The organism is Succinivibrio sp. (assembly GCF_045124615.1).
GTDB classification, from domain to species: domain Bacteria; phylum Pseudomonadota; class Gammaproteobacteria; order Enterobacterales; family Succinivibrionaceae; genus Succinivibrio; species Succinivibrio faecicola.
Genome location: NZ_JBGVMC010000364.1, coordinates 1 through 4,866 on the forward strand (window position 1 = coordinate 1; position 4,866 = coordinate 4,866).

General features: G+C 35.0%; 4 protein-coding genes, 1 tRNA gene and 1 rRNA gene. All 6 read right to left on the reverse strand.

Annotation, left to right across the window (positions count from 1 at the left end; all coding sequences use genetic code 11):
- Window positions 1–142 precede the first annotated feature (142 nt).
- Complete coding sequence (locus ACJML3_RS09640; RefSeq protein ID WP_406022739.1) at window positions 143–1,087, reverse strand: biotin--[acetyl-CoA-carboxylase] ligase; 945 nt, start codon at window positions 1,085–1,087, stop codon at window positions 143–145.
- Window positions 1,072–2,067 carry a UDP-N-acetylmuramate dehydrogenase gene (gene murB, locus ACJML3_RS09645; RefSeq protein WP_406022741.1) on the reverse strand — a complete coding sequence of 332 codons (996 nt, stop codon included), beginning with the start codon at window positions 2,065–2,067 and terminating at the stop codon, window positions 1,072–1,074. Before murB ends, ACJML3_RS09640 begins: the two co-directional genes overlap by 16 nt.
- Before the next feature lies 1 nt (window position 2,068).
- On the reverse strand, window positions 2,069–3,349 hold the full coding sequence (gene murA / locus ACJML3_RS09650) for a UDP-N-acetylglucosamine 1-carboxyvinyltransferase (protein ID WP_406022743.1): 1,281 nt from the start codon (window positions 3,347–3,349) through the stop codon (window positions 2,069–2,071).
- A 213-nt stretch (window positions 3,350–3,562) separates the two neighbouring features.
- Complete coding sequence (metA, locus tag ACJML3_RS09655; RefSeq protein ID WP_406022745.1) at window positions 3,563–4,468, reverse strand: homoserine O-succinyltransferase; 906 nt, start codon at window positions 4,466–4,468, stop codon at window positions 3,563–3,565.
- A gap of 167 nt (window positions 4,469–4,635) precedes the next feature.
- A tRNA-Asp gene (locus ACJML3_RS09660) sits at window positions 4,636–4,712 on the reverse strand.
- A 15-nt stretch (window positions 4,713–4,727) separates the two neighbouring features.
- Window positions 4,728–4,843, reverse strand: a 5S ribosomal RNA gene (gene rrf, locus ACJML3_RS09665).
- Window positions 4,844–4,866: the final 23 nt, after the last annotated feature.

Genomic DNA, 4,866 nt, shown 5'->3' on the forward strand with positions numbered 1-4,866 from the left:
AAAGTATCGCAAAACTTATTTGGGAAGCCGTTAATCACGTTAATCTGATTGAAAACATTCTTCCTTGCAGAAATAGAGCTAACCTTATTTTAAAGAAAGGGGAAGATCATCATATAGAAGAAATTTACTTGAGAAAGTAAGTCTAAAGTATATGACCTACATTTACAGAACATATTGATTCACCAGTGTTTAATATGATAGCACCTGTTGAATCAATACCATCAGCTACACCATGAACAACACCCTGTTCTGTTTGAATTGATATCTGTTTTCCTTTTAAATAATCTCTTTGATTAAATTCTTTAAGAATTTTTTCTCTGTCATTGTTTAAAAATGATAAACAAACATCTTTTATTGAATTTATAAGAGCAGCTGCTAAGAGATTTCTGTTAAAAGTGTCAGTTGGACCTTCAGCTAAGGCGCAGTATCGTTTGTCAGTAACTGCAAGATTATCTGTATATACATTTAATCCAACACCAAGTACTGCTTTTACTTTGCTACCATCAGTGGCAACTTCAATAAGAATTCCACCAACTTTACAATCATTGATATAAATGTCATTTGGCCATTTGATTTTTATTCCTTTAATACCAAAAGACTCAATTGCGTTTGCGACAGCTACACCTATACCAATCGACAATCCCTGAATTTTTACAACATTATCAAATAAATATGATGTGGAAAAGGTCAACTGGCGGGCAAAGCCTGATATCCATTTACCTCCCCTTCGACCTCTACCAGCAGTTTGAATTTCAGAGAATAAGGTATCACCTGAAATGACATTTGCAGTATTTTTGAGCATATAGGTATTTGTTGAATCTACAGATTCTAAAACTAATACTCTGCCTGCCCCTACAATTTGCTTAAATATCAGATCTTGATCGAGAAGATCTAGTTTTCTTTTTAAGATGAGAGTTTCTTCTTTTTCTTCGACTAGATTAAAAAGCTCATTAAATTCCTTAACCGCAAAAAGAACATCATCTTTTTTAATGTTGAGCTCTTCACATAAATCTTTAATCTTATATGAAAGATTTTTAGATGAGTTTAGCGGTTTGATAATGGCTAAATAACCTACAGGGTATCCCAAGAAACTTCTCCTGTTCTTCCATATGTTCTAACTTCAGGCTCTAGATTTACCCCGAACTTTCTATAAACTTCGGCTATAATGTATTTTGCTAATGCCACAACCTCATGAGGTTTTGCATTGCCCCTATTTACAATTACTAAAGCCTGATGTTCCCAAGTTCCTACATTACCGTGTGTAATACCCTTACATCCAGCATGTTCTATCAGATATCCTGCAGGAAGTTTGCAATTATTCTCATCATATGGATATACAGGTAGTGATTCGTATTCTTTCTTTAATTTCTCTGCAAAATCCTTGCTTACTATTGGATTTTTAAAGAAAGAACCAGCGTTTCCAACTAATCTAGGATCTGGTAATTTTCTACGTCTTAATTCAACTACCTTATCGCGAAGCTCCTGTGCATTTACAAAGTTTTCGTCTTTTAGTCCCTGATAAACCAGTTTAGGTTTGAATTCTGAACTTAATTCGAAAGTCACACTCGTTATGAATAATCTTCTGCTCTTATGAGTTTTGAAATAGGATGTTCTGTATCCAAACTCACACTCTTCTTTTGAGAAGGTCTGAATAATATGTCGCTGAAGGTCATATGCTGTAACTTCTTTTATATAGTCGCCTATTTCAATGCCATAAGCTCCAATATTTTGTACAGGAGATGCACCAACAGTACCAGGAATATATGAAAGATTTTCTAAACCGAAAATTCTCTTTTCAATCAAAGATACTATCAACTGATCGAAATTTACACCGCCTCCAACTTTTACGATGTACTTTCCATCAACAAAATTTATATTCAGCGACTTAATATTATTTATTAGTACTGTCCCATCAAAATCATCAGTAAAAAGAACGTCTGATCCTTGACCTAGAACAATTATATTTTCTGAATGAACTCGTCTCAAATCAGCGACGTCGTTTACAATTAAGCCATCTTTTGACTTAACATTTAAACCAAATGTGTTATAGGGACTTAAATCAAACATACTAATAAATTCTTTCGATTATTCCGCCAAGACTTCCTACTTTTGTTTCGATATGTTCATATCCTCTATCCATATGATAGATTCTGTCAACAATAGTAGTACCTTCTGCAGCAAGACCAGCAATAACCAATGATGCTGAAGCCCTTAGATCGGATGACATTACCTGTGCACCTTTTAGCTGAGACACACCTTCACAAATCACAGTATTTCCTCTGATCTCAATGTGTGCGCCCATTCTAATAAGCTCAGCTATGTGCATAAATCTATTCTCAAAGATAGTCTCTGTAACAGAGCTTACACCGTCAGAAAGTGCATTTAAAACAGTAATTTGAGCTTGCATATCTGTTGGGAAACCAGGATGAGGTGCAGTAACAACATCGACAGGTTTAATCTGACGATTTCTCATATCTGCTGTGATACTTGTTCCATCAACAGTAATAAGTGCATTAGCCTGTCTTAATTTTTGTAAAACAGATTCAAGTGATGATGGTAATGTATCCAGACAGGTTACAACACCGTGAGTTGCAATACCTGCAATCAGATATGTACCAGCTTCTATTCTATCTGCTACAACAGAATGCTCGCAGCCATGAAGTTTTTCAACACCTTCAATTTCAAGTCTTGGTGTTCCTTCACCTTTAATTTTAGCGCCCATTTTATTTAAGCAATGTGCCAAATCAACGATTTCAGGCTCTAAAGCTGCATTATCAATAATAGTTGTGCCATTTCCAAGACATGCTGCCATCATAAGGTTTTCAGTTCCTGTAACTGAAACTTTATCCATAACAATATGTCCACCCTGAAGTCTTCCGGATCCTATTGCAGTAGCCTTTATATAACCATCGTCTAGCTTGATCTGTGCACCCATAGCCTGAAGACCTTTAATATGCAGATCAACTGGTCTTGCTCCAATTGCACAACCGCCAGGTAAAGAAACTTCAGCCTGTCCACAGAAAGCAACAAGAGGACCTAAAGCCATAATAGAGGCTCTCATTGTCTTCACTAATTCATAAGATGCTACATAGCTTGTAACTGCACCTGAAATAACAGCTTCACCTGTTCGAGCATCATATGTACAAATCTTTCCAAGATCCTGCAGGAGTTTAAAACTGGTTTTTACATCTGCTAAATCAGGAACATTTTTTAATACTACTGTATCTGAAGTGAGAATTGTAGAAAGGAGAATTGGCAAAGCTGCATTTTTAGCTCCTGAAATCTTAACCTCTCCATCTAACGGTTTGCCACCTTGAATCTTAAATTTCGCTGTTTTAAAAGCTGTCACTTTTGTACCTATTACTCAAAAAATTTATGCTATTTTAACGCAAATTAGTCTTTTTTTATAAGAATTACTTAAATGTTATTCAATATTTTGTAGGCGAATTAGTATTACAGAAAAATGATGGAATTGAATTAGATTAGTAAAATGATTTCATCTAACTTAAGGAAGGAGCGGAATATTAGATAGAACAAAGAGTAGCATATGCTACTCCTTTAATTAAAATTCGAAAGGTGTTTCCTGATATACGTAGTAATTCAACCAGTTTGCAAACAATAAAGAAGAGTGTCCTCTCCACGTACATAATGGAGTTTTATTAGGATCATTGTTTGGAAAATAATTTACAGGAATTTCTGGTTGTAAATTAGCATCAAGATCACGGTGATATTCATCAGAAAGTGTCATCAGATCATATTCAGGATGACCTGAGACATATACCTGCTTTTTATCTGGAGATACCCCAAGGTACAGACCTATTTCATCACTAGATGCAAGAATATTAATATCTGTTCTATCCTTTATAACATCTAAAGGAAAATCGCAGAATCTGGAAATAGGAGCTTTGAAAGTATCGTCAAATCCTCTAGTGAGAGTATCGATTTGGTCGCTTAAATTTACATCATAAATGCCAGATAACTTATCTTTCATTATCATAATATCAATGTTGTAAAAAACTTTAAGAGCAGCTGCTACTCCCCAGCATGAGAATAATGTTGATGTAACATGCTTTGTACTCCACAAAAGGATCTTCTTTAACTTGTCAAAATAGTTTACATCTTGAAACTGAACTTGATCTAGAGCAGCACCAGTAACAATCATACCATCGAAGTTCTTAGATGAAATTTCATCAAAACTTTTATAGAAAGTATCAATGTGGACCTGTGGAGTATTTTTAGAAATATGGTTATCCACTCTTAAAAAAGTAATATTAACCTGAAGAGGTGTATTAGATAACTTTCTAAGATATTGAATCTCAGTATTAATCTTCTTAGGCATTAAATTTAAAAATAGTAGATTAAGAGGACGAATATCCTGATGAGAGGATCTATCCTCAGTCATTACGAAAACCTGCTCAGAATTTAATACTGCTTTTGCTGGTAGATCATTAGGGATATTTATTGGCATAAAATCTCCTAAAATAAACAATTCTTATTAGATAGATAATACAACAAAAAAAATATTACTTTAAGGATAGAAAGATATTATTTATATATAACCAGATATAGAAAACTGCTATATCAAAAGAGTAAAAAAAAAGATTACCAAAGGTAATCTTATTTTTGATGGCAAGTTGGCGGAACGGACGGGGATCGAACCCGCGACCTCCTGCGTGACAGGCAGGCATTCTAACCATCTGAACTACCGCTCCGCACTTAAAGTAAATGCCTGGCAGTGACCTACTCTCACACAAACGTACGTTGCACTACCATCGGCGTAACTGCATTTCACTTCTGTGTTCGGAATGGGAACAGGTGGTTCTACAGCACTATGGCCGCCAGGCAAATTGGGTATAAAACATAAAT